The following is a 23,356-nucleotide window of genomic DNA, read 5'->3' on the forward strand; positions in this document are numbered from 1 at the left end:
AAATCGCCTCTTATAGAGCGCAGTTTTACTTATATTCATTCTTATGCAAATTCTGAGGCATATTCTTCGTATGTCTTTAATGTATTAAGCAATCGAACTGATTCAATCATGATTTCGTTCGATGAATCAGTTACACAAATGATAATAAATCGATTATCATCTCCGTCTCCAAACAAGCCTTCTGATTTAAGTTCCATTAACACATTTAACGTTTCTTTCAACAGTGTATTTACTCGTATGTTAAAGTCATCTTCGACGATATCATGATATTTGTTAATAATTTTGTTCACTTCATCAAACATTCCAAAATCGTCCCATTCGCTCCACTCAACAGCTCCGTATCTATAATAATTGTATAAAGGGTCCGACTTATTAACTTTGATTAGTCTTTCTTTATTAGCCACTGGTCCAATGCTATTGACACAATCGTCTGTTAATATGGAGTACCCATATATCGTGTCAACACCGCACCTAGTTATAAGTTCGTTATAATGACAACGAATTGCATTTTTCAACTCAACATAAAAACGTTCTTGCAGTTGCATTTTCATCGTATTTCCTCCGTTTTTTGTAGCGATCTGTCGTTACATATTTCAATCTTAACATCAAAATCAACATGAAACGTTAACTGAGCCAAAATAAGAAAAACCGAAACTATAATCATTTCGGTTTTTCAAAACTGTAGAAGTCTATATTTACTTTAAAGAATGTACAAACAACCCGCTGCGCAGTTTCGGTTCAAACCACGTTGACTTTGGCGGCATAATTTCTCCAGCGTCTGCGATTGCTAATAACGATTCCATTGATGTCGGATATAGTGAGAACGCTGCTTTATATTCACCGCTATTTACAAGGCGTTCTAGTTCTTCTAACCCGCGGATTCCTCCGACAAAATCAACGCGTGAATCAGATCGCGGATCGTGTATTTCAAGTACTTGGCTTAATAAATGATCTTGCAGGATAGATACATCTAAACCTCTAACAAGATCATTCGCATCAAATGTTTCTTCTTTCACAGTAAGCTTATACCACTTCTCATTTACATACATACCAAATGTTTTTGGCTCATTTGGTTTATACGGAGAAACAGCCGCTTCTTCTACATAAAAGTATTGCGTGATTTGTTTTAAAAACTGTTCTTCTGATAAACCGTTTAAGTCTTTTACAACTCGGTTATAGTCCCAAATAGATAACTCATCGTGAGGGAATAAAACAGATAAGAAGAAATTAAACTCTTCTTCTCCTGTGTAATTCGGATATTGTTCTCTTCGCATGAGCCCTACTTTTGCAGCTGATGCGGAGCGGTGATGCCCATCTGCAATATAAAGATTAGGAATATCTTCAAATACGTTTACTAAACTTGCAATTACTTCTTCATCAGCTATTTTCCAGGCAACATGCTTAACGCCGTCTTCTGCTGTAAATGTATAGATTGGCGCATGTTCTTCTTTCCAGCTGGCAACAAAACGCTTTATCTCTTCTTTTGTACGATACGTTAAAAAGATAGGACCTGTATTTGCGTCACACACATCTACGTGGCGAATGCGATCAAGTTTTTTTTCATGACGCGTTCTTTCATGTTTTTTAATTGTATCATCTTCATACTCATCAATAGATGTACAAACGACAAGGCCTGACTGCGTTCTTCCTTGCATCGTCAATTCATAAATGTATAACGCTGGCTCTTCGTCTTGAATGAACACTTCTTCTCGTATAAATCGATTTAAATTTTCACCCGCTTTTTCATATACGCGATCATCGTACGGTGAAAGTTCCGGGTCTAAATCAATTTCTGCTTTATCAACGTGTAAGAAAGAATAAGGATTCCCTTTTACAACCTCTCTTGCTTCTTCACTATTTAATACGTCATACGGTAAAGCTGCCACTTCCGCTGCTTTTTCTTCTACTGGACGAATGGCCCGAAACGGTCGTATTTTTGCCACATTCCTCTCTCCTTTACACAATCATTCGAACGGCTACAACACCTGTAATTTTGTTTATATTTTCTACAATATTCTCTTTTATTATATCATCAATTCCGTTATCGATATCAATCATTGTGTATGCCCAAGAATGTTTACTACGATTAATCATATCGGCAATATTAATATGATGTTCCGCTAAGCATCCTGTAATTTGCCCTACCATATTCGGGACGTTTTGATGCATAATTGTAATTCGTTTCTTTCCGATATACGGTAATTCTACGTTTGGATAGTTTACTGAATTACGAATATTTCCTGTCTCTAAATATTCACGTAATTGGCGCGCTGCCATTACTGCACAATTTTCTTCTGATTCAGACGTAGATGCACCGAGGTGAGGCGTCGCTGTTACGTTTTTCATTTTAATCACATTTTCATTCGGGAAGTCAGTTACGTAATGCGCAATAACATCTTCTTCTAACGCTTTTTGAAGAACTTTTTCATCTACAAGTTCTCCTCTTGAGAAATTGAATAAACGCATTCCTTTTTTCATCTTCTCTATAGCGTGTTCACCAATAAGCCCCTTCGTTTGATTGGTAAGAGGAATATGCAGTGTAATATAATCACACGTTGCAAAAATTTCATCAAGGCTAAATGCTCTTTGCACATGTGTAGAAAGGCGCCAAGCTGTTTCAACTGAAATATAAGGATCATATCCAATAACGTCCATCCCTAACGCTAACGCATCGTTCGCAACTAAAGCACCGATTGCGCCAAGGCCAATTACACCTAGACGTTTTCCTGCAATTTCTGATCCAACGAATTGTTTTTTTCCTGATTCAACAAGCTGCGGTACTTCTTCACCCTCTAAATTTTTCGTCCAGCTTACACCGTTAATAATGTTACGTGAAGACATAATAAGGCTGGCGATAATAAGTTCCTTTACTGCATTGGCATTCGCTCCTGGTGTATTAAATACTACAATCCCTTTTTCTGTACATCGCTCGACAGGAATATTATTTACACCAGCACCAGCTCTTGCAATCGCCTTTAAGTCTTTTGAAAAATCTTCTTGATGTAAAGAATAGCTGCGAAGTAAAATACCATCTGGGTGATCCATTCTCTCCCCTACTTCATAACGCTCTCCGCTAAGAACTTGTAAACCTTTTTCCGCAATTTGATTTAACGTTTGAACACGAAACATATCCCCATCTCCCTATCTATTCTCAAGCTCAAATTCCTTCATATAATTTACTAATTGCTGTACGCCTTGTACTGGCATCGCATTGTAAATACTAGCTCGCATACCACCGACTGAGCGATGTCCTTTTAGCGTAACAAGACCGCGTTCTTTCGCTTTTTGTAAAAACTCATTGTTCAGATCTTCTGACGGTGTTGTAAACGGAATGTTCATAAGTGATCGATACGTAGGATCAACTGGTGAAGTAAACAATGTTGATTCATCTAAGAAATTGTAAAGAAGTGAAGATTTCATTCTATTCTGTTCTTCAATCGCAGATACCCCGCCCTGTTCTTTCAGCCACTCTAGTACAAGTTTCGTTACGTAAATACTAAAGGACGGCGGTGTATTATATAAGGAGTTATTTTTGCTGTAAGTTTCATAGTTTAACATCGTAGGACAAGAGCGATCTGCTCCTCCAATTAAATCTCTTTTTATAATTGCAATCGTTAAGCCCGCTGGCCCTAAATTCTTTTGCGCTCCCGCATATATAAGGCCAAACTTCGTAACATCATATTGTTCTGATAAAATATTTGAGGACATATCCGCAACGAGCGGTACTTTATCTAAATGTGGAACTTCTACATATTTCGTCCCCTCAATTGTATTATTCGTTGTAATATGTACATAATCTAGTTTTTCATCGCTCAGTAAACCATCCAATTTAGGAATTGTAGTAAACTTCGCTTGTTCAGACGAAGCAATCACTTGTACTTCCCCTACTTTTTCAGCTTCTTGCATCGCCTTTTTAGACCATGAGCCAGTCAATACGTACCCTGCTTTTTTATACATATTCATTACATTTAACGGTATCATAGAGAATTGTAATGACGCACCGCCTTGTAAAAACAATACATCATATTCATTAGGAATGTTCATTAATTCACGAAGTAAGTTAATCGCTTCATCCATAATACTTTGAAAATATGAAGATCGATGACTCATTTCCATAATAGACATGCCTGTCCCGTTATAATTTACAAGCTCCTTTTGCACTTTCTCTAAAACTGGCAAAGGGAGTATTGATGGTCCTGCTGAAAAATTATAGACTCTCTCCATTACCCTCATAACCTCCCTATTTCTCATTTTTATTAATTTTTAAACTTTCTGAATTATAACCCAAAATATAATACGTGGTCAATTTGTTTTCTATTATTACGGCGCAAGACGCAATGGAATCGCTTGCATATGCAAACTATTTTTATAAACATACAAAAAAGTGTTAAGTACATAATCGTACTTAACACTCTAGTAATAAAGTATAATTGCTAATTGTCCGTGAAGAACCGATCAAAAATTTGATAAATAGCAGAAAGACCAATGAGCCAATAAATAGTGTCCACAAGCGCCGGCATAGAACCAAACCATTTCTCAACTACATTGTAATCTAACGCTACAAACAACCAATTCAAACCGCCGAGAATCACCAAAATTACTGTAAGGTAAGACAAAAATTTCATTATGATTGCCCCCTAGGTGATAAGATGGTGAAAGGCCTTTCACTAGAAATATATGTAGTAAACTTTAAAACTTACCTATTTTATAAAATTTATTTTCGGTACCACCCGCTAATAACTGCCTCTGCTTCTTTACTATGTATTTGATACGCATGTGTACTATCATTAGAGCCAATAAACCAAATTGAAAAACCTTTAAAATATGGTTTCGGTTCTAATACATCGCGGTAAGCACGCCATCCATTTAATTGTACATCTTTCGAAAACACATTTGAAACATCTGGATTCCATGGATTTTGTAATCCAAGTTCACGTGCTGGAACGTTAAATCCACCGAAGTAAACTGGCTTTCCTGTTGCATTATGTAATTGTTCCAATTGCTGAACAACATTTTGCCCACGATTATATACTGTCGTCGCAAATAAACTTTGCTTCACTTCTTCATATGACGGATTTCTTTTTCCAGAAACTTCAAACCAACTGTCTATGCTAACAATATCTACCTTCTTTAAATACGGACGGTTTATTTTCTCTATAAACTTCTCTTCATAAGAAGAGTCCCAGCTTGCTGTTAACCACCAGTTCATTTGATACAAAATATTTCCTTTATACTGATTACGAACAAAATCAATTGTATCGCTCCAGTATCCTTCTGCATACTCCATATTCACGAAATTAGAAGCAATCTTTAGTCCATACACATTGTATTTACTTGTAATGGAATTAAAAATATCTTGCAGAATAACCGTCTTCCAATTCCAGAAGAAATCATTAATGTTACTTGGGTTCCATTCTGTCTCTCCAACATTCCCCTGCTGAATATACGGGAACGGTTCCACTATAACTTGAATATTACGCTTTAATAATTCTTGAATTAAAATAATAGCTTGTTGCTTTTGCGCTTGATTAATTACCATGTTAGTAGAAGTCACATTTGGGATATCTACTTGAATCGGTACATTTACTGTATTTAAATTTAAGCGCTCCACATCCGCTAATACTTTCGCTACATTTCCAACTTCCCATACTGTTACGTTTCCTGATTTGATTTTTCCAGATTGAACAGTATTTACATCTGCCTGTACATTTCCTTGAAAACAAAAAGAAAACAACATAATAAACACTCCTAAAAAACTTATTAAACTCTTATTTTTCTTCACAACTTTCCCCCTATAATTTTTGGCTTTCTTGATTATTTTATACAACGTTTCATATATATTCCACAAAAAATCCAATAAATTTTTATTGATAAAAATGCTATTCATCCTTTATTCACATCTTACTCATACTAAGCTCCTAAAAATAGTAAGATAAATAAAAAAGGAACGGATTTCCGCTCCTTTTTTATCTTTTTACAATTATCAATCCATTTCCCTTTTAGGCTCTACCAACATGATATGAGATTCCTTTTCAGTGAAAGGTTTATGCTCAACGCCTCTCGGGACAATAAACATCTCGCCTTTAGAAATTTTCACCTGTCCATCACGAAAATCGATGAACATCTCCCCTTCAAGCACAATAAATAGCTTATCCGTATTAGGGTGCTCATGCCATATAAAATCTCCATTAGCTTTAAAAAGCTGAATTTGATCGTCATTCATTTCACCAATCACTTGTGGATACCAATAATCGTTAATTTTAGATAACTCGTCATTTAGTTTAATAGGTTGGTAATGGATAATAATCCCTCCTCACTTTCAAATTCCACTATATTACAGTAATATAAGTAAAAAAGTCGTTATTACGCTTAAAAAGAAAATGCTCCGGCCAGAACTTTTCATTCAGATAGTACAAAGGAGTGATTTCAATGAAAGTACTTTCAATCCAATGTTTCCTTTAACTCTCCATAAGTATAGAACAGTGATTTTCAAATAAGAATGGACCCCTGTTGACATTAGTATGGATTATTGATGAACTTCTCGCGATATTTAGTAGGCGAAATGCCAACTCGCTTCTTGAAAACTCTACTAAAATAAAAAGGGTCTGCGATTCCAACAGCCTGTGCAATTTGTTGTACAGGCACATCACTTGTACATAACATTTTTTGAGCCATCTTTATACGATAGTTCAATAAATATTCTGTTGCCCCCATACCTGCATGCTTTCTAAACACGTAAGAAAGACGATTTCGATTAACATTATTTTGTTCTGTAAGCGTATGAATTGTAATATCCTTATAATAGTATTTACGAACGTAACTAGATATTCGTTCGAATAAAGTATGCGACTCATAATTGCTTTCTCTATTGAAAACACTTAATAAAGCTTCATTCAACGCTTCGCGAAACAGCATTTCGGTCTGAAACATCGAAATGCCTCCAGGCTGATTATATACATCCCAAAGACGCATAAGTAATTCGACAAGACGAGGAGATTGTCCTGTTAATAATTCAAAATGCTGATGAGTAAAGCCAGAGTCTTCTCGTTCTGAATTGCTTATCTGATATAAAACAAGAATATATTCCCAGTTCATTTCACCAAGCATTTTATGGGCTAATGTCATTTTTGCACCCCCATGTATAACTTTTCCTGGGGAAAGAGTATACGGCGTACCATTAAATTGAAATTGCGTCTTCCCTGTAATTGGAAATACAAATCCTGGGAAAGAATCTGTAGACTCAGCAAAAGGCACACCTGGATTTTTAGCATAACGATATACTCCTTCTACTCGGAAAGGAGTATTGGCAAGATACTCTGCTAACTCATTCACGTCCAACTTCACAATACACGCCTCATTTCAATAATAGTTTTCTTGTAATTCGCGAGATTAATTGGTGTACATTCTGGGAAACGCTAAACTAAAAATAGTACATACAACTTAACGAGATCTGGTTATTAACCTATAAATATATTATTTTTCATTTATTGACCAAAGTATCCTCCCTATATTATTGATAATGATTTTCATTGTAGTTTGATAAAAAAACATTTGTCAAGTTGGCTGGCCTAGAAAAATGATGAAACAAGGGGAATAGAGGAACAGTTCTGTTGCAAATAATACCTAGTCTTTGTTAACTAATTCCCCTCAAAACTGGAATGATCATGTTAATAGTTGTAATGACTTTATTAGTTACAGCACTTGCAGCATGTGGAAATAATCGTAATCCTGAAGAAGTTGCTACAGCGTATTTCGAAGATGGAAACAGCCTACTATCAAATTAAATGATAGTAGGCTGGCTGTTAAAATTATTTAAGAACTGGGTTATGTTCTAAATGATAAGCTTTCATTATCAAAAAGAGTATTACTAGTTCCCTCCACAAACAAAAACACCCTATCACTTCGGTTCTAAATTTAGCACCTTCCCCTCTATCCCCTCCGTATTCAATGTAGTCGTATGATACGTGCCATTTACCCAATCATCTATTTGATCATGATACCAATCGCTTCTAAAATGGCCCCACTGTCCTGGCCCTACGATATGATAACCGTTTGACATATCTTTCGTATCAATAATGAATCTCCAAGACGCCCCGTGATTTACAATGCCGTTTTCGCCGTAACTCGCTGCTTGCACGGTAACTTGGCTCCCACCAATCGGAACTGGTTTCTCACGATTAAAAGCGAGTAATGCTAACATACTCGATGATTTCGAAATTGGATGTGTAAAAGCGAGTTGATGGTAATCGCCCCACTTCCACTCTCCAACATCGGGTCCATATTCCTTCTGCAATTTCTTCATTACATTCTCATACGATGTATGCACAACTGTTGTGAAACCTCCGTACTTCGTAAACCAAACGCTATTTTCTCCCGCTACTTCTTTTCGAATCAATTCATCAACAACTTGTGACTTCCCTTCAAATAACTCCATTACATCTTTCGGTATTTCTTTTGAAAATAACGTATTTGAAATCTCTTTCATTAACAAATGGAATATTAATGGTGCCGCTTCATCTTTACTATCGTAAAAATTCCACTTTGTTAATTGGTTTACGCCTTCTTCCTCTACCTCATTTAAAGATGCTTTATTTAACTCTTTTAAAAATATAGGAGTAAACTCTTTCCCATATAAATTCTTTTGATCCATCTGTAACTCTTCTAAATCTTTCACCGTATACTTTTCCTTCTCTTGCAAAAATTCTTGAATACGCATTTGCCTATATGGCTGCGCCCACGTATTGCTAATATGATACGGATAATCATCATCAACAATTTTATTATTCGCAGTTGAAATAAACCCTTGTTTTGGATTAATTACTTTTGGAAGTTGATCAAACGGGATATACCCTTCCCATTCATATTCATCTGTCCATCCTGGAACAGGTAAGCTACCATCACCTTTTTTACGCACTGGTATATTTCCATTCGCTTTATAAGCAATTGTGCCGTCGTTTGATGCAAACACAAAGTTTTGGGTTGGTGTATGAAAATCTTGAAGAGCGGTTTCAAACTCATTCCAGTCTTTTGCTTTGTTCATATTTAATACAGCTTTTAACTCAGCTGACGGTTCTAAAGCTGTCCACTTTAAAGAGAATACGGTTTTGTTTTTTTCCTTTCCCTTATCCGCAAACTCTGAAATTACTGGTCCATGCCTCGTAATCGTAACGTTATAAGGAATTGTCTTCCTGCCTTTTACTTTAATCGACTCGTCTACAACGGTAGCTTTCTCCCATTTATCGTTATACAGAAATTCATTTTCATTATTAGGATTTCTCTTCTCAATATATAAATCTTGCACATCAGGCCCCGTATTCGTAACGCCCCACGCTATTTTGTCATTGTGTCCTAATATAACACCTGGTACTCCGGCGAAAATAACGCCACTCACATTCAAACCTTTCATTTCAAGTCGCGTTTGATACCAAATAGAAGGCGTCGCAAGAGATAAATGAGGATCATCTGCTAAAATTGGCTTACCTGACGCACTCTTCTCACTGCTCACAACCCAGTTATTACTACCGTTAAACTCCGGCGGAATTATCGTTTTTGAAAAACTTTGTGCTACGTCCACATTTGTATTTTTCAGTTCAGTTAGCAATCTAGGGGCATCTTTCGGATATGCAGGAAATAGCTCATTCGCTTGCTCTTTGGGAAGATTTTTCAGGGCCCAATATCGAAATGCCTGTCCGTGCCAATGTCCTCCTAAGTCAAACGCCATATACTTCCCGATCGTTAAAGTATCAACAATTGACCACTCAGCAGGTTCATAACCTAATATAGTAAACTCAACTGGTAATTTCTTTTCCTCTTTCGCCTCACGTATAAAAGCGTTCACCCCATCAGCAAATGACTGCAGGGCATATTTCGCTTCTCCATCATATTGACTAACTGAAGCTTCGGCCGCTCGCCGTAAACCGAGTGTTCGAAACAATTTATCTCGATCAACAGCTGCTTCCCCAACAACTTCACTTAACATACCAGACGCTTGTCTTCTACTTAAATCCATTTGAAACAAACGATCTTGCGCTTGCACATATCCTTGTGAAAAATATAAATCATGTGCATTTTCCGATTTAATATGCGGTACACCTTTACTATCACGCTTCACCGTAACAGCCTGTTGTAAATCCTCTAGCTTTATCGTTCCATCTATCTTTGGCATAGATTTCAGCGTATATATGTTCAAAAAAATCACAGCGGAAATAACTAACAAAAGAACGATACTACTAGCCCAAATAAAAATTCTTTTTCCCCTTTTTCGTTTCTTCTTTATAACGACTTCCATATAACCACCCCTTTCTCACACTATTCGCTTCTTTTTGAGAAAGAACCTTTTAAAGACATTGAAAAACCCCCTTCATTTTCCTACCAATGAAGGGGGTTTTTCTTATCGTTCGCTACGCCAACTTTCATTATGCCCAAGATTTGAATCTGTCGCTACTTGGACATCATATAACATTTCACTAAAGAAGCGTTTATCTACTTCTTTTGGTACAATGCGTCTTTCATCATCAATCTCATCGTATTCATATGAACCACGCTTCACTGTACCTGCTTTATAAAATTGAATGTCAAATACACATACATCTTCTTCATCTTCATAACCAATCAGAGCTCCGCTAAATGACAATTGCACGCCTAATCCGGTACGAGTATCTTCTTTGTAAAATGTATAATATACACCGCCATCTTGAACAGACCCACGGACCCATCCAAGCTTCGTCATCTTACCGAATAACGAACGACCATTTAGTAAAATACCGCCAAATCTCTCAATAGCACTCTCATCATTCTTTTCTACTACAAACACTGGACGCTCAATTTGTAGGAACGGCTGAACAATTCCCGCACTTTCTAATTGCTCTTTCCATAATTCCTTCTCCGCCCCAGACAATTCTAACGGATGAACGAAACCAATAACAGTGCCAGATGAAAGTTCATAACTCTTCCCGTCAATTGTACAGAACACGCCACCTTCTGCATAACGGAATGCCTTCAGCAACTTCCCTTCCTTATACTCACCCCAAATGAGTGAAATAGAAAATTGCTTCATAATTGGATTATCCATAAATACAGATTTCCATGCATTATGTGACCAATAACGCTTTAACGAAAGTGCCGCTTCTAATCGTTGTTTTTGCATTGAAAGAGTAGTTCGGAGTTCCTTCTTTAAAGAGGCTAATTCTTTTTTAGCCTCTTCAGCCTTTTCTACATCATCTTTTGCATTCGGCTTTGGAAGTGACTTCATACGTTTTCCTTCTTCTGTCTCTAATTCAATTTTTGACTCTGTAGTTAAAATGGCAGTAAAACTTCGATTCCCGAAATCAATTATCTTTTCACCCTGTATAGTAAAGCCGAGGTCCGGCACCAATTGATCTTCCAGCTCTTCCTCTGTTATACCACGTGTTTTCGCAGCAAGACTTAGCGCTTCTTTTGCTGCATTACGTACTTGCTTATGTTTATATTTAAATGCTATTGCATGAATAGACATAAGTGCAAGCTTAGATGAAGACAAACCTAAAGCACGAACGGCATCCGCTGCTATCTTTCCTCTCATTTGAAGCACCCATTCATCAATTTGCTTTATAAGTATGTCGACCATTTTGTCGTCACTATACATTCCGTATAACGAAAGAATTCCACGCTTCTTCACATCTGCGTCTTGAGAAATCCATATTTGATATATTGTTTGCACACATTCTTTTAAGTCCTCTTCATTTAAAGCTCTACCAATTACTTCTGCCGTTTCTTTCTTCTCAATAACAGCATCTGAAATATACTGTTGTAAATAGGCTAACGGAATTGCAGCATCAGCAATTTCATCCGAGTCACGTAAACGGATTTGTGGCTCATCCCCAATCAATTGCAGAAGTGAATTTCTTGTTTGTTCAGTTAAAATACGTGCACATAGTTCTTCTATTTTTTCTTCCTCCGTTTGGAATAATAATGAGAATTTTCCTGCGAAAGATTCATTTTTACTTTCTTGCAAAGCTTCCTGTACAAGTTTCGTATATTTTTCAATCTTATACTCTATAAGTATTTTCATCACATTTTCACGAACAACTTTCTTTTTATTATGAAGTTCAACTGCTACATCTGCTGCAGCTTCCACATCTTTTGAAAGCAGTTTAACTACAGACTCACGCATTTTTTTAGATGAATCTCCTAAGCTTTTAATTAAAATTGGACGCATTTTAATCATGTTATCCTTTGCTAACTCTTCTAAAATATATGCTTTGGCCACAGCAGAATACTCATCAAATCTTTCAATGATGTACGCTTGTTCTTTTACAATTACACAAACAAGCGCTTCCTTCGCCTTATTTCTCTCTTCACTGTAGCATGCAGCTTCTTCAACTGCATAAGCGATAAGCTTTTCCTTACTTAACCCATACGAAAGCAGATCTTCTAATACTTGTTTCGGTTCTACTCCTCTGACAGAACATTCGTAAAGAAGTTCGTATAAATTAACACTATCATCATCTCCAAACTGTAGTGTAAGTACAGCTTCCCTCTTCGCTACATCATCTATATCCCAAAGAAGCGCAACCTCTAACACCGGCATACCCCAATACATACTCCTATATTTCGGATTTTTAAGTATTTGCTTCATATCCTCAAGTGACAATTTCCCTTGTAAATAATCACGATATGTATCCCGCACTGTAGACAATTTTATTTGCAAAGCAGCAACAAAAAATTCTTCTCGCATTTTCCCTATATTTAGCTCATATCCTTTTTCAGCTAACGTTCGTGCGATGATGAGATAATTCATTTTACTTACATATTGCAAAGTATTTTGAATAAATTCAGGATCTTCCTCCAACATAAAGCATAGCAATTCATATTCATACGTCTTACAAAAATCCTCACTATTTAAATCATGTTGCCTTAGACGATGCGCAAAAAATCTTTCCTTAGAAATCCAAAACTGTGTACAAAAACTTTGAATTTCTTCATATGTTTCTCTATTTACACTACCAGTTTTTTTGTAGTTTTGAGACTGACCGAGAGTGTGACACATATAACGTGTTGCATAGTTTATAAAACCCCAAACATTTTTCTTCGCCAATATTTCAATATATCGCCTCGCAACATTCGAATATTTATGAACACAAAATAATAGCCGCCAAATATGTTCCGGTAAATTCCCACCTATAAATACTTCACTATCATCTTCACCTTTTAAATACCGTTTAACTGCTTCAACCTTTTCCTTTTCCCCTAGCAGTTTCAATATAAATTCTGTATGTTCTTCTAACCTCTTATTCAATAAAGAACTATATGTACGAAACTTTTCATACTCTACATCAAACATTACGAGAAGTAATGTTAATTGCTGTTTAGTTGGTAAAGTATGTAATTGTTCCTCTATATAGTTCGGTTTCTCTTTTGTTAACTCTCTAAGAAAAACATCTGCTTCATTGACGTAACTTGAAATACTAGATAAATACCTACATGCAATTGCTACAAGTTTGTCCAAAGGTAGTGCACTTTTTTCTAAATAAACCTTCATTTTAGAAAAACTGACATGCGCAAAACGGACTACAAGAACATTTAATAATTGCTCCTCGAGTATATGATAAAATAACCGAAAGAAACCCGGATCTTGTTTATGTACTTTCCTAAAATCGTTTATAAATCGCTCCGCAAAATCGCTTCTTTTTTGATCACGAATCGTCGTTAGTTCAATATCTTTTAAAATCTCTTCTTCTTTTGTCTGTATATATCGTAGTGCTAATTGTTCCTGTTCTTCTGTCATATTAATATATTGAAACAACTCAGATGTACTAGTAGTCAAACTTTGTACCCCCCGCATCTTTTTATCTATTATAAAAATACCCTTATTTAATGGTAGTATAGCATAAAATCCACAAAAAACGAACGTACATTCTACATTAAATTAATGTAAATTAAAATACACTACTCAACATACATTTCCTTCTCTCTAAACTTCCCATTACACACTTCTCCCCACTAAAATCCTTTAACTTTTTGCTACACCAATTCCTCAAAATCCCCTTCACATAAGCTAACGTTTTCTTATTATTTTCAAACGCAATTTTAAGTGCCTCTAACACTTTCTCTCCAGAAAATTTTTGTATCCAATTCTTCAATTCTTTCACAATATATGGGGATAAACTACTAATATTTTGTTCATAAAACTTATAAACTTCACTATTTGGAACGTCCTCTTCTATACTTTCTACCTCTTCCGCTTCTTCTTTCTCTTCAATAACTACTTGTGAACTACTATTATCCTCTTCTTTTGGCATACCAAAATGCTGCAATAATAATGGAATCGTGTATTCTTCTTCAAGGCATTTACGTAAAAACATATGTATGAACTCATTACTTTTTACAGTCTTTAACTCACGTAATACGCACTTTTCTACATTCGTATTTGAAATAGGGTTATAGTGTAACCAGTTTATTATGAATACCTCTTTCGTTTCCGTATCATATAGAATCTTTCCATACTCAACAAACCTGTTTAGCAACTTCTCAACAGTCTCCATACTATAACCTGTTTCAAGCTCTGCCACACGCTTCGGTAATATATAAATACCACATTGCTTCGTTTTCGTACCAGTTAACAAATATATGTAAAAATAACGCTCCTCTGGCGTTAAATCTAATATGAATTCATCTTGCCAAAAGTTCACCTGCACATTACGGTATACTGCCATATGTTTCCCTCCACTCTTTGCTAGTAAATAGGAAAATTTTAATCCTTCATTATAAAGATAGGACTGCGGGAATGGTTTTGGCATTCGAATTACAATTTTTTTACTACTACAACGCCGGTTTCATTTTTTCGCGCTTGTTTTGTTCTTGTAGTTGTTTTTGTTTTTGTTTTTTCTTAGTGATTTATTACTTGGTATGGGCTTATGAGGGGCTTGGAAGGGCATTCTACATTACAATCTATCAAATACAATTGTTCTTCCTACTAAATAGGAGCTATTCCAAATTATTATTTTGGATAGCTCCTTTCAAATTCTTCTTATTTTTTTACTTCTACCAATGTCAGCTTCTACATACAATTTCTTCTGCTATTTGTGGGCAGTAACACTCTCATTTCAAAATTTGGTGAATAAACTGCTTGATTGCAATGCGAGTGGCCCTCACTGATTAAAGTTTCATTTTATTTTTGCATTGAATCTAACATCTTCACAATAAAGGCAGCCGCCTGACCACGAGTTGCTGTGCCTCGAGGATCAAACTCATTATTTCCAATACCATTAACTACCTTTAGACTGTATAATCGTTGAACCGATTCTTTGTATGTTATTAAATGCTTATCTGTAAATGGTAATGCTACTAACTCACCTGTAATTCCTTTATATCGTAATGCTTTGTCAATCATAATAGATACTTCTTCACGAGTAATTGGTGAGTTAGGATCAAAAATCCCTTCACCACGACCATTAATAATTCCTGCACTTGCACAACGTTTAATACCGTCATGAAGTGATCGATGTGCCTCATTGATATCTACAAATGACTTATTTCCCTCTGGTAGTTTAAGAGCATTCGAGATTAATTTCGCAAACTCCGCTCTCGTTACATTTCGATATGGAGCAAATACACCATTGCCTTCGCCTTGCATAATACCTAGACTGTTTAATTTACGAATATGCTCTTCAAACCATCCACCTGTAATATCATCTTTTGGTTTTTGTACTTCTTCCTTAGGTACATTGTAGTTAATTTTAATCCAACTTGGGTCATAGAAAATCCATTCTCCATTACCTACTTTATACCAACCATTTTTAACCGCTAATACTTTGTAACGATCTCCGTTTGAAGCTTTACGTACAACACGATGTTCAATACCCGCATCACTACGTACATTGATGCCACTACCATTTACCACTAGTTCCATGCTAGGTTCAGCTGGATTATTTTCATTTGGATTAAATGAGTCATTTTTATCTTGTAAAGGCGTATCAATCTGCGCATTTATATTTGCATACCACTGAATTCCTTGTACGAAACCAGCCCAATTACCACGTGAAATTAAAATGTCAGGACATTTTTTCCCGCTCCATTGTTGATGCTTGTAAATATGATCTGCACCAATTCCTTCTTTGTTCATTAAATAACCTGCAAGTCGTTTTGCATTTTCTAATGCTTTATTGTAATCACCATCTTGGTTAACCGCGATCTCGATACCGATAGATTCCCTGTTTCCTGATCCATCTCCATCTCCTGCATGCCAACCATTTTCGTTTGTTGGTAAGTGTTGATAAATTTGTTTATCATCTACAGTAAAATGCCATGAAGCTGTTCGGAAAGTGCCTTCAGTTGCTTGCTTGTATAAATATTTCGCATGATTTTCAGCATTAGCACCAGCGGCTGTATTTGCGGTCTCATGGATTGTAATGTAACGTGCTTTCATCGGATTCGCAGGACGAATATCAGGATTTCCTGCTGGAACAATCCACTCCACAAATGGAACTCCTGCAAGTGTTCCATATTTCTTCGTACTCTGTGCGCTATATTGAATACCTCTTGGCTTTGCAACAGGTTTCATTTGACGATCAGACCCATCATTTCGACCATCTACAGATTCAAATGCCTTTTCAATGTTTGAAATAGCTTCCTTTTCTGCTACTTGTCCCTTCTTAGCATCTTGCATTTTGTTTAATTCTTCTGTTTCATCATGTTTATGCTTATATTCTTCTAAAAGCATTTTTTCATTTTCAGATACTTCTGCTTCGTTAATTTGTACATGATTAGGAACTTCCAACTTGAAATTAGAATAATTTAATCCGCTCGTTCCGTGTTCTCCTTGGGCAATATTAAGTTGATCAGTTTGAGATTTGTTGATCTCTTCTGCTGATGCTGATAAAGGTACGCTCCCTAAAATCACTAGACTTGTTGATAGTGCGATTACTTGTTGTTTGATTGTCTTATTCATTATTATAATAAATACATACACACTCCCACCGTGTATGTATCTCAACCTCCCTTTATTGTCACATTAATTTTTAAAAATATGAATCTACTATGTACTCCTAATATATTTTCTTTTTATTTGTATATTTAAATTACCATATTTTATACCCATTAAGTAAATATTTATATGTCATCCCTACAGATGAATTTCATCTAACATACTTTTTATAAAATTCATCAACAAACATTATTTTACAACTAATTACAAATACCGTCAAAATAATCAATTTAAACTTAGCAAATAACTGGCATACAATTTCATAATAAGAGATCCTATACTATCGAAATACATCTATTACAAATTCCCTTTAACGTTTTCAACAATCTCATTTATCGTATTCCGATCAAACTTATCACTAATTTCATATGACTCACGATCTCCTACGAATTGCACGCCTACGATATCATTGCGATCCTTACCGTATTGCACTTCAATAATAGATCCACGCTCTATTTGTTTCCAAATGAGACCTGCTTCATCTTTATTATCTAAAATAATGCAGTCTTCAATATTTTCATCAATCCCAATTAATTTATTATCATCCATATATCCAATCTCGTATTGTTGCCGTTCTTTCGCTTTGCCACTTACTAATATACCTTTGCTACCATATGAGTAATCCATATAGTCCTTTTTCTCCGTTTGTACCGCTTTCGGCTTTTGTGCTTCAGCTTTTTCAGCAGCCCCACAACCTGTAATAAGACTGATTGGCATAACCACTATTAATACGAATCTAGTAAATTTCTTTATCATTTGTAACCAACCTCATATATTTAATGTAAAACTCCATTTATTACTTCTATTAAAGAATAACATGATATTAAGTAAACAGAACGAAAGATAACATATTCTTTACATACTCGCACTTTAATGAAGGACTAGGCCATTTAAACCTAGTCCTACATAACTTTAACTTTGCTTCACATACTTAATTGTATGAAATGACGTCTCATTAAATAATTGCAAGTTTTCCCCATCATAATCTTGAACTTTATATGCTATTTTCTTTTTTTGAATTGTATCTTCTACACCGTCTACTAAACGTTTATTGAGATGTAAATAGATTGTAAAAGCTTCCTTATCATATTCCCAAGTGCCTTCAATATAATTCTTTTTATTTGGATACTCACCTTTACCATACGTTTCAAATGTCTTATCACCTTTTAAAATAAGTGACATAATGAAACCGTCTGTTCCTTTGAATCCCCAATTACCAATTAATTCCGTACCATCCTTCACATTCTTCATAACGTTATCCGTATTAATTCCAGCTTTCTTATCTAACTCTTTCAAATCTTTCACAGATACTGTACCGTCACCGATTTTAATATCCCCTTCAAGGTCTTTGAATGCCTTAAGCCAGTAAATATCTCCTTCTTTCACTAACTTTTCGGATTTCTCCATTAACTCTTTATCAGTCTTATCGCCTTTTTCTCTTTTTTCTTTTCGGGTGAATACTTCATTGATTAAAGAAAAAGACTCTCTAAAATAACTAATTGCTTTTTCAAAATCCTTTTGTTGATTTACATACTCTGCAGGGGGATCTATCGACTCGAATTTATCTAACGTTTTATTTAATTCTTTCACACTATCTACTATATCTGATTTCTTTTTCTTACCATCAAAAACCTCTCTTGTAATATTGTTATGCTCCGCAAACAACTTATCAAACTCTATCCCTAATTTATACACTTTATTAGGATAGTCTTCCTTTGAAACTTTTTCTTTCTTACTATTAGACTTCGATTCTTTTACTTTAGACTCTTCTGTTTTCTCCTGTTTAGAAGTGTTCGTTTTCTCAGAAACTCCACAACCAAATAACAACATGACCGGAACTGCTACCCCTAGTAGTTTCTTTGTATTCATGACTGATTTCTCCTTTTACTTGAATAGATTACTCTTGCTATACCCATCCTCTTTTTTTATCTTGTAATTAAAGTTACAATCGCAATAACTCCTAGAATCGGTCCCCAATATTCCATTTTTATAAAAAATAATGAGTGCTTTTTGTTAAACATAACTTTTTCACCAGTTTCGGTATCTATATAAACTTTCCCATCTGGCTTATTAATATATTTACCTAAATACCAAGACATAACCCCTGATATAATAAACATTACCGCCATTGGCCAACTATGATCTTGAAAATATGTAGCGTCCCCCGTTATAGATCCAAAGATAGCCTTACCCAAAAGAGTATTAATAATTACAATAATTGCGACTAAAAAACCCCAACCAGACCAAATAATCATTTATTTCTCCTCCTAAAGCGTACAACTTTGTACTTTATGTTAATTTGAACTGCAAACGAAAATGTTTAAAAAACCGAATATTCAGACGTTAATAATTATATTTAGCTTACATTCGATTCTAACTTTAATGTTCTAAATGCAAATGAACCAGATATAATTTGTAAAATTGTCGGAATAAGTAAAAAGAATAATGACATAAATAACATAACTATAGGAATCACAATCATACAAACTCCATAAACTTTATTATTAACCTTGTTTACTAAACACGATAAAATGAACAACCCTATTTGAACCGTTAAAATAATAGAGTAATAAGCTAAAAGTTCGTAATCAACCCCTTCCATAATATTAAACGCTACAACTATTAATATTATGGAAATAATAATTCCCAAAATGCCACCAATTAAACCTAATACAAATTCAGGCGTTCTTTTCAATTCAATCCCCCTTTTATGAACCACTAACTGCTTGTATATTTTTCCCATTCACCATCATACCAAATATTCATTGGAAAAACTATACATACTTTTCATTCTTCCTTACCTTACAGTGACCTTCTTACCATTATAGATAGCTTGTAGCAGTCACAAAATCAAAACCTTGAAAATTACTAACCGGTTTCGATACTTTTAGAAAGTAGACATACCCCTTGAATACAATTAGTATTAACATATGAAATACGAAAGGCTTAAAAAGGCTTTCACATGAAGGAAGGAAGTTGCACAGCTATGGATTTTAAAACAGTTATGCAAGAACTTGAAGCTCTAGGTAAGGAACGAACGAAAAAAATATACATATCTAACGGTGCGCATGAGCCAGTATTGGGAGTAGCTACAGGTGCTATGAAACCAATCGCTAAAAAAATAAAATTAAATCAAGAGTTAGCTGAAGAGCTTTATGCCACAGGTAACTACGATGCTATGTACTTTGCAGGTATTATTGCCGATCCAAAAGCTATGAGTGAATCTGATTTTGATCGCTGGATAGACGGGGCATATTTTTATATGCTATCCGATTATGTGGTGGCAGTAACTTTATCAGAGTCAAATATCGCACAAGATGTTGCTGATAAATGGATTGCAAGTGGGGACGAGCTTAAAATGTCTGCAGGCTGGAGTTGCTACTGTTGGCTTTTAGGAAATCGCAAAGACAATGAATTTTCCGAAAGTAAAATTTCCGATATGCTTGAAATGATGAAAGATACAATTCATCATTCTCCAGAACGAACAAAATCCGCTATGAATAATTTCCTAAACACTGTGGCAATCTCATATGTACCACTACATGAAAAAGCAGTCGAGATTGCAAAAGAAGTTGGTATAGTTGAAGTCAAACGTGATAATAAAAAAAGCAGTTTGTTAAATGCTTCTGAAAGTATTCAGAAAGAACTGGATAGAGGAAGACTTGGTTTTAAGCGTAAGTATGTAAGGTGTTAAACAGATTCGTATCTGGGTGTCAATTCGAGAAAGGTTGACACCTTTTTCATTCAGGTTATATATCCCCTGACTTATATTAAAAAATAATATCCTGATAACCTACTTCCATTACCTTTTCATTTAATAAACGAACTCCTACACCATTTTCTATATCCCACGTACAATTAAATGTAATTCCAACCTCTCGTCCTTCCGTAATATCTGCATACGGAACAACAATACCATCTAAACTAATCATCTCTAGTATTTGATCATTTGTTTCAATTAATGGATAATTTTCTTGCACTCCAATATCATATCCTAATTCACATCGCCTTTGTTTGTAATAGTCTAATATAGAATGTAATAAACTTATTTGTACCTCTTCCCAATTTTTTATTAATGATTGATATGCTACATACTGCCCTTCATCAAACACTCCATCTTCTTCACCATCTATCATTAAATCAATCTCAGTTACATTACCTACAAAAGTTACAGGCATACACTTAGCCCAACCATAATTATATTCAAGCTCTCCAAAAACAGAATCGTTCATTGTCATTTATCTGTCACTCCTCTCGTACTTATTACTAAGGTGTCCCTGCTTATTGTTAACTTCCATCAACACTTGAAATACTCTTTCAAAAACATATAAAACGTTGGCCAACTCTCCTTTAATTTTTCACTTAAAAGTAATTCATCTTCACCTTCAAAATTTACTGAGTAAATTTTATCAGTTACACTATCAAGAACCAACGCAGCATTTGCTGTCATTTCCGTTAATACTAAATACTTATTAGGAAATCCATGTTCCTTTCGAGCAATAATTGTGTAATATTCTATATTATTCTCTTCATCTATAATGTCAAGTAATTCATAAGGAACATGCTCATCCCAAAAAGGTCCTGCAAATCGATAATAAAACTCTCTAAATGTATTAGACACTTCTACACCTAACCTATTTATTACTTCATTCACCTGAGCTTTATCTTCCCGTTTATATATATCTTCTTCCAAGACTTCTTCTAAACGATTTGGCAAAGCATGCATTTGTATCCCTCATTTATAAGGTTTATCCATGTATTTATGAAATGAATTTGCAGCTCCCTACAAACTACCTGTACGGCATAGAACCAATAAATTTTACCTCTAAACCATCAAACATATCTTCTCTTTTCGCTTCATTATATTTAAAATCATAAAGAACAATAGCAAAGTTAATATCGTTCGCTAAACTATCTCCATTTATTAGCTTTTTTATTTTAGGAGTAATTCGTTCACTGTAAGAAAAATCACTTAAAATATGTTCAACGTCCCTTTTATTATTCTCATAAAAACAAAATTCAATATTATCTTCATCATAATAACCGAATTCAAAGCTCGTCCCAAAATTTGAATGAACTGAATCACCATCTATCGTGTAATCTATATCGACATACTCCTCAAGATTTTGGAGTGATTTAGAAATTCCAAACCAAACTGAAGCCATTCCACTATATTCCACTTTTCCACGCCCCTCTAGCCGGTCTATAATTCATATAAACATTCTTCACTTTACTATTTTTGTAATCTCAAACTAGAAATCAACTCATTTAAACTGTTCGAAATCTCTATAAACAAACCTCGTTCGAAATCCTCCAATTCGACTTTGCCACTTACATTATTTAAAATAACTAGTAAACCATTTCCTTCTACTCCTATAGGAATCTTATCTAGCTTACGATGATCTTTTTCATATCCTTCTAACTTACCTTCAAAATTCTCCAATTCTATATTTGGTAATACAGCTTCTAAACTAATATAATGGTCACCGATAAACCCATCCAAATCAGCGAACCAATATGAATTAAAATAGTGATAAACTGAATCATGAAACTTAATTGCGAATTGCTCCTCAAGTATTGTTAAATCAGTTTCAATATATTTCTCAACTGGTTTCCATGAAATTTCATCTTCCTCTATTTCACCTTGATATATAACAAAATCAACTTTTTCGTTATATGGTGTTTTAAATAAGAAATTCAAACCTCTATCAAAATATTCTTTTCTTAATTTAAAATATGTACTCATAGCATTCTTCACTATCACCATACTCCTCTTCCATGCACCATACATTTTCTTTTTCACTTTCAATTATTCATATAAGTTCTCAATTTCAATCAACCAAAAAGAATCCTTTTCCATACACTTATCATCAATTTTTTTCAACTCTTCCTTCAACCAACTTATTGTACACTCTGGTATATTATTATCGATAAAGGCATCCTCACCATTAATCTCTACTGCCTTATCGATCATTTTTGAATATACTAATAAACATTCTGCAAATTGATGTATAGAAGAATTCATAAACACTTCTTTATACTCATCACTATTATTTAGAAATACTACATTTTCTTGTTTTTCAATTAGACAAATTGGATCTCCAGAACTAGTTGTTCCTAAAAACCAATATTTTCGAAACTCTTCTGGCATATGAAATACAGTTGTAATAGACCTTACGAAAGACTGAGATGAAGTAAACTCTAAATATGGTGACGGTGTTTCTGGTAAGCCTCCTATAGACAAAAATCGTTTCACTTCATCTGAAAAGTTTTTGTTTATTAATTCTTTTTCATGAAATGTAACGAGTGGGCCATCTTTATTAACATCCCATTTCTCTCGAAAATCCTCTGGCAATATCATTCATTCACCTTCTTGATGTGTTTATATCTTTT

22 protein-coding genes are annotated in these 23,356 nt (G+C 34.8%); 1 reads left to right on the plus strand and 21 read right to left on the minus strand.

Translation table 11 applies throughout. From position 1 onward, the window contains the following. Positions 1–41: 41 nt before the first annotated feature. The 16 genes from F3I02_RS02820 to F3I02_RS02895 form a co-directional block, all read right to left on the minus strand. Positions 42–551 (minus strand): DUF4303 domain-containing protein, encoded by a 510-nt coding sequence (locus tag F3I02_RS02820; protein ID WP_002164097.1) that lies wholly within the window; start codon positions 549–551, stop codon positions 42–44. A 144-nt stretch (positions 552–695) separates the two neighbouring features. Then, the gene (locus tag F3I02_RS02825) at positions 696–1,943 is read right to left on the minus strand and encodes a DUF1015 domain-containing protein (RefSeq protein ID WP_196477558.1); all 1,248 of its coding nucleotides are present in this window, start codon (positions 1,941–1,943) and stop codon (positions 696–698) included. A gap of 13 nt (positions 1,944–1,956) precedes the next feature. After that, positions 1,957–3,129 (minus strand): 3-phosphoglycerate dehydrogenase family protein, encoded by a 1,173-nt coding sequence (locus tag F3I02_RS02830; protein WP_196477559.1) that lies wholly within the window; start codon positions 3,127–3,129, stop codon positions 1,957–1,959. A 12-nt stretch (positions 3,130–3,141) separates the two neighbouring features. Then, positions 3,142–4,224 (minus strand): 3-phosphoserine/phosphohydroxythreonine transaminase, encoded by a 1,083-nt coding sequence (gene serC, locus F3I02_RS02835; RefSeq protein ID WP_000442945.1) that lies wholly within the window; start codon positions 4,222–4,224, stop codon positions 3,142–3,144. Between the two features lie 209 nt (positions 4,225–4,433). Then, a complete protein-coding gene (locus F3I02_RS02840; protein WP_000670803.1) occupies positions 4,434–4,625 on the minus strand; it encodes a DUF378 domain-containing protein in 192 nt (63 codons plus the stop codon). Positions 4,626–4,714: 89 nt separating this feature from the next. Continuing rightward, the gene (locus F3I02_RS02845) at positions 4,715–5,782 is read right to left on the minus strand and encodes a glycoside hydrolase family 113 (RefSeq protein WP_133963758.1); all 1,068 of its coding nucleotides are present in this window, start codon (positions 5,780–5,782) and stop codon (positions 4,715–4,717) included. 201 nt (positions 5,783–5,983) lie between these two features. After that, positions 5,984–6,223, minus strand: coding sequence for a cupin domain-containing protein (locus tag F3I02_RS02850; RefSeq protein ID WP_000997182.1), 240 nt, complete (start codon positions 6,221–6,223; stop codon positions 5,984–5,986). 293 nt (positions 6,224–6,516) lie between these two features. After that, entirely contained in the window at positions 6,517–7,344 is an 828-nt protein-coding gene (locus F3I02_RS02855; RefSeq protein WP_196477560.1) for a helix-turn-helix transcriptional regulator, read from the minus strand. A gap of 553 nt (positions 7,345–7,897) precedes the next feature. After that, positions 7,898–10,288: a penicillin acylase family protein gene (locus tag F3I02_RS02860; protein ID WP_196477561.1), complete on the minus strand. Its 2,391-nt coding sequence runs from the start codon at positions 10,286–10,288 to the stop codon at positions 7,898–7,900. A 102-nt stretch (positions 10,289–10,390) separates the two neighbouring features. After that, on the minus strand, positions 10,391–13,804 hold the full coding sequence (locus tag F3I02_RS02865; protein ID WP_196477562.1) for a DUF4132 domain-containing protein: 3,414 nt from the start codon (positions 13,802–13,804) through the stop codon (positions 10,391–10,393). A gap of 112 nt (positions 13,805–13,916) precedes the next feature. Continuing rightward, positions 13,917–14,693 (minus strand): DnaD domain-containing protein, encoded by a 777-nt coding sequence (locus tag F3I02_RS02870; RefSeq protein WP_016077465.1) that lies wholly within the window; start codon positions 14,691–14,693, stop codon positions 13,917–13,919. 455 nt (positions 14,694–15,148) lie between these two features. Continuing rightward, entirely contained in the window at positions 15,149–16,927 is a 1,779-nt protein-coding gene (locus tag F3I02_RS02875) for an S-layer homology domain-containing protein (protein ID WP_196477653.1), read from the minus strand. Between the two features lie 333 nt (positions 16,928–17,260). Beyond that, a complete protein-coding gene (locus tag F3I02_RS02880; protein WP_006915118.1) occupies positions 17,261–17,719 on the minus strand; it encodes a hypothetical protein in 459 nt (152 codons plus the stop codon). A gap of 156 nt (positions 17,720–17,875) precedes the next feature. After that, positions 17,876–18,832 (minus strand): DUF3994 domain-containing protein, encoded by a 957-nt coding sequence (locus F3I02_RS02885; protein WP_001093044.1) that lies wholly within the window; start codon positions 18,830–18,832, stop codon positions 17,876–17,878. A gap of 56 nt (positions 18,833–18,888) precedes the next feature. Then, positions 18,889–19,218 carry a hypothetical protein gene (locus F3I02_RS02890; protein WP_000587855.1) on the minus strand — a complete coding sequence of 110 codons (330 nt, stop codon included), beginning with the start codon at positions 19,216–19,218 and terminating at the stop codon, positions 18,889–18,891. Between the two features lie 101 nt (positions 19,219–19,319). Further along, positions 19,320–19,658, minus strand: coding sequence for a DUF4064 domain-containing protein (locus F3I02_RS02895; protein WP_000831724.1), 339 nt, complete (start codon positions 19,656–19,658; stop codon positions 19,320–19,322). Positions 19,659–19,949: 291 nt separating this feature from the next. Between F3I02_RS02895 and F3I02_RS02900 the strand changes: the two genes are divergently transcribed. After that, entirely contained in the window at positions 19,950–20,657 is a 708-nt protein-coding gene (locus F3I02_RS02900) for a DNA alkylation repair protein (RefSeq protein WP_196477563.1), read from the plus strand. A gap of 76 nt (positions 20,658–20,733) precedes the next feature. Here the strand turns inward: F3I02_RS02900 and F3I02_RS02905 are convergent, their stop codons facing one another. The 5 genes from F3I02_RS02905 to F3I02_RS02925 form a co-directional block, all read right to left on the minus strand. Then, positions 20,734–21,201 (minus strand): DUF6985 domain-containing protein, encoded by a 468-nt coding sequence (locus tag F3I02_RS02905; protein WP_016118261.1) that lies wholly within the window; start codon positions 21,199–21,201, stop codon positions 20,734–20,736. A 59-nt stretch (positions 21,202–21,260) separates the two neighbouring features. Continuing rightward, entirely contained in the window at positions 21,261–21,689 is a 429-nt protein-coding gene (locus tag F3I02_RS02910; RefSeq protein ID WP_065224271.1) for an SMI1/KNR4 family protein, read from the minus strand. A gap of 64 nt (positions 21,690–21,753) precedes the next feature. Then, positions 21,754–22,143: an immunity 22 family protein gene (locus tag F3I02_RS02915; RefSeq protein ID WP_065224270.1), complete on the minus strand. Its 390-nt coding sequence runs from the start codon at positions 22,141–22,143 to the stop codon at positions 21,754–21,756. A 53-nt stretch (positions 22,144–22,196) separates the two neighbouring features. Then, complete coding sequence (locus F3I02_RS02920) at positions 22,197–22,709, minus strand: SecY-interacting protein Syd (protein WP_170965438.1); 513 nt, start codon at positions 22,707–22,709, stop codon at positions 22,197–22,199. 63 nt (positions 22,710–22,772) lie between these two features. Next, on the minus strand, positions 22,773–23,324 hold the full coding sequence (locus tag F3I02_RS02925) for an SUKH-4 family immunity protein (RefSeq protein ID WP_000602770.1): 552 nt from the start codon (positions 23,322–23,324) through the stop codon (positions 22,773–22,775). Positions 23,325–23,356: the final 32 nt, after the last annotated feature.

It is taken from the genome of Bacillus sp. SRB3LM (assembly GCF_015712745.1).
Classification (GTDB): Bacteria; Bacillota; Bacilli; order Bacillales; family Bacillaceae_G; genus Bacillus_A; species Bacillus_A thuringiensis_K.